Source organism: Cellvibrio sp. (assembly GCF_053579595.1).
On record NZ_JBRFPI010000401.1, the window covers coordinates 1 to 3,880 of the forward strand.

General features: G+C 49.0%; 3 protein-coding genes. 1 reads left to right on the top strand and 2 read right to left on the bottom strand.

Annotated elements, in window-relative coordinates; genetic code table 11:
* Both ACWA6V_RS18505 and ACWA6V_RS18510 read right to left on the bottom strand, forming a co-directional pair.
* Positions 1 to 514 (bottom strand): GAF domain-containing protein (locus ACWA6V_RS18505; protein ID WP_449523876.1); only part of this gene is annotated, 514 nt, incomplete at its 3' end.
* Positions 515 to 528: 14 nt separating this feature from the next.
* Positions 529 to 2,067, bottom strand: coding sequence for a DUF3369 domain-containing protein (locus tag ACWA6V_RS18510; RefSeq protein ID WP_449523877.1), 1,539 nt, complete (start codon positions 2,065 to 2,067; stop codon positions 529 to 531).
* A gap of 255 nt (positions 2,068 to 2,322) precedes the next feature.
* Between ACWA6V_RS18510 and ACWA6V_RS18515 the strand changes: the two genes are divergently transcribed.
* The coding region (locus ACWA6V_RS18515; RefSeq protein WP_449523878.1) for a TonB-dependent receptor plug domain-containing protein at positions 2,323 to 3,880 on the top strand (1,558 nt) is incomplete at its 3' end.

The window sequence follows — 3,880 nt, forward strand, 5'->3', positions numbered from 1 at the left end:
AATCATTGCGCTGGGCGGCGCTAATTGCGCGGCCATAGGTGTCGGCTAAGGCGCTGGCGAAGGCGATCTCTTCATTGCTCCACGTACGCATTTCACCTTGATGTTCGCAGCAGATAATGCCGAGCATTTCACCCCTGTGGCGAATCGGCGCATCGAGCATGGAGGTAATTCCGAATGGGATTAAATAACTCGTGCGAAATTCATTGGTGTTGTCATCGTGCTGGGCGTCGTGGGCAACCACGGCGCGCTCGCTGTCCAGACTATTGAAGTAGCGTGGGAAATCCTTGCGGGCGAGGCATAAATCCGTATCCAGTTTACAGTCGTCGCCATCAATCAACATTTTGCCGCAAATAGCTTGTTTGTCTTCCGAGAGCAACCAAATGCCTGCGCGGCTGATTTGCAAGCCCTGTGTGGCGGCGGAAAGGATCAATAGGCCTGCAGTTTGCAAATCGCCTTCGTCAATCATTGATGATTTGGACACATCGAGCAAAATATCGTAGAGCGTATTTTCCATAGTGAGCGGCTGTATCAATGCTGGGGGTGATCGGGAAAGTGGTGGCGAATATCGCGGAAATTGTCAAATAGCGAGAGCGCGGCTTCAACCAGTGCCGGATCAAATTGTTTGCCGCTGCGTTCGCTCACATATTGGATGATGGCATTTTCTTGCCATGGCTTTTTATAAGCACGCTCGGATCCAAGTGCATCAATCACATCGATAATGGCGACTATGCGGCCTTCCAATGGAATGTCTGCACCTTTTAACCCGGAGGGATAACCATTGCCATCCCAGTGTTCGTGATGGCTTAGTGCAATGCGCGCGCCCATTTTGGCAATAGTGCGGGTGGAATCTTTTAGTAATTCGTAGCCAATTTGCGCGTGGGTTTTCATTACCTCCCACTCAGCGTCATCCAGTTTTCCTGGTTTGTGCAAAATAGTTTCGGGTATGCCAATTTTGCCAATGTCGTGCAGCGGCGATGCATGGCGCAGCATCTCGGCATATTCACTACTTTGCCCCAGCTTTAATGCCATGAGTTCACACATGAGTGCAACGCGCCGCACATGTGAGCCAGTTTCTTTGGAGCGCTGTTCAATGGCATCACCCAGTACCAGCAGTAATTCTTTTTGGGTTTCCTGGATGTGTTCGCGGTTGTGCAGATTTTGAAAAATCAGCGTGATATTGGCGGCAAATAATTTCAGTATTTCATCTTGTACTGCATTGTGTTCTTCGCGAAAGCGGGTGTAGAGCACGCTGCGGGTATTTTCATCGGTGTGGTAGTAACCAATAAATACGTCTTCGGTCACTGTAGGTTGCTGGCTCTCCAGCGTATCGATAATCGCCTGTTTAACATCGGCGGGCAGTATGTCGGTATCCCATTGGGTGTTGAGTTTGACTTCATCGCCAGTAGCAGCAAGTAAAATTAATTCGGCATCGCCAAATAAATCCACGTGTTGGCTGACCAAATACATTTCTGCAGTTTTGATGCCGAGCAGTTGCACTGTGTGGCTGAGAATGGCATTGCCAAATTGATACAGCGTTTGGCTGCGCAATACAGAATCCGATGCGGCGATCACTTTTTGCATGCCGCGTTTGCTGGCTTCAATAGTCACTATGTCGCGGTAGGAGCGAATGGAGGAATAGACACAGGTTTTTAATTTGGTATCGGTTAATTCGGTTTTGCTTTTGTAATCGTTGATATCGTAGGTGCGGATCACCGTTTCTTCCGGCGCTGTGCCCGGTTGGCCAGTGCGCAACACAATCCGCGTGGCATGGTTCTGCAGGTCGTTACGAATTTGATGGATGAGTTCCAGCCCGGCGTTATCGGTTTCCATAATTACATCGATAAAAGCCAGCGCAATATCGGGGTGATCTTGAAACAGGCGCAGACCTTCCTCTGCACTATAGGCATTGAGGAACTCTAGCGGTTGCTCATCAACCTGGGTATTTTTCAGCACCATTTGCGTTACAGCATGCACCTGTTGCTCGTCATCGATAATCGCGACTTTCCAGGGCTTGACCTGTACGCTTTTATGGGGTGCCAAAGGGCTTGCGGGCTTTAGAAATTTCATTGTTATCCTTCCCTATTATCTACAGAGTATAGGTGCTACCTGCATTCCAGTGGCCACTTCTTTAGATCGTTTTGATAATTCGTTTTCACAACCAATGGCGCTTTTGCAATAACTCCATATGCGTTTTAGTTCTTGTTACAGACTGATACAGACGCATGCGCTCTGTTACACCCAAGCTTGTCACCCGGCGTTAGGCTATGCGCGCTCATTCTCCATCAATAATAGCCGCTGCTATACGTTAAAAAGGAAACTGTCATGCGCTCCTCGCCCAATGCCCTCTATGTCTTGCTCTGTTCCCTTGTCGCCCTGCCTGTTGCGGCAAGTGATACTGCGCCCGCGGGCGCTGACACTCATGTTGAAGAAATGATCGTGCAGGGACGCAAAAGCGATTACTCGGTGATTACCGAAAATGCACAAAAAATTATCGATGTGCCCGGCTCCCTCGGCGACCCGCTGATGGCGGTATTCAGTTTGCCGGGGGTGATCAGTGAGGGTGATGGGGGCGGGGCGCCGGCCGTGCGCGGTTCATCGCCGAGCGACAACCGCTATCTGGTGGATGGCGCACCCGCTGCCTATGTTTTCCATTCCTTTTCTACGTCGATTTTTAATGAAAATATCATTCAGGACTTTGAGTTGTTTTCGGCCGGTTTTGGTCCGCGCTACAGCAATGCCATTGGCGGGATTTTTGATATCAAATTGCGCGATCCAAAAGCCCAGGATATGTACACCAAGGTTGACCTGTCCCTGTTGCGTGCAGGTGTTTTTATTGAAGGTGAAGTGAGTGAAAACTCAGCGTTTTATTTGTCGGGCCGCAGCAGCTTGCTGCAATATTTTTTTGATGGCGATGAGTTGGAAGAAGAGGAAGGTATTAAGGTGCAGGACGCACCCGAAGACACCGACTATCAATTCAAATACCAATACCGTTTAGGTGACGATCACAAGTTGACGCTGAGTGCGAATGGCGCGAGTGACTTGGCCGCCGCCGAATTCACCGAATTTTCGACCGAGGTATTGGAAGAACCGGATTTTGCCGGCGACGCAAAAATCAAAAACACCTTTAACAACCAGAGCCTGCGCTGGCAGTTTGCGGCCAGTGGCAGTAGTGAGTTGGATGTACAAATCGGTCACTACCAAAAAAATGACGATACTTTTTGGGGTGGCGAAAAATACTTTTTTAATATGACAGCTGAGGATGTTTATGCCTTGGCAAATTATGATTTTCTCGCCGGAAAATCTCATAGTATTTCTGTTGGTGCAGAAACCCACAGTACCGAATACAGTTACGATGCGCGGTTTATCAATTATGTGTGTACCGAGTTCGATCCTGATTGTGAATTACGGCGCGGCGAATTAATTGTCGCTGAAGACGCGGTAACGATCAAAGAGCATTCTGCCTATATCAATGACCACTGGGCTATTACCGATGCCTTGGCCTTGGATCTGGGCGTGCAAACTCACTATAACGATTTTACTGAAGAAACCTTTACCCATCCCCGCGCGGCAATTGCATGGGAATTTATCGACAACTGGACGCTCAGTTCATCGGCCGGCAGTTACAATCGCTTGCCGGATATCGATAAAACTTTCCCACAAATTGGTAACACTGAACTGCAGTCGCCAACATCCAATCACTACACGCTCGGCATTAAACAGGAGTTGGCCAATGAGTGGAGTTGGTCGGTGACAACCTATTACAAAACCATGGATGAGTTACCGCTCGCCAGCGATGTAACGGCCGGCGCCCCGGATGACGCAAGCCAGCCGTTTTATACTAACAATGTTGAGGGTGAAGGCTATGGTGTGGATTTATTTA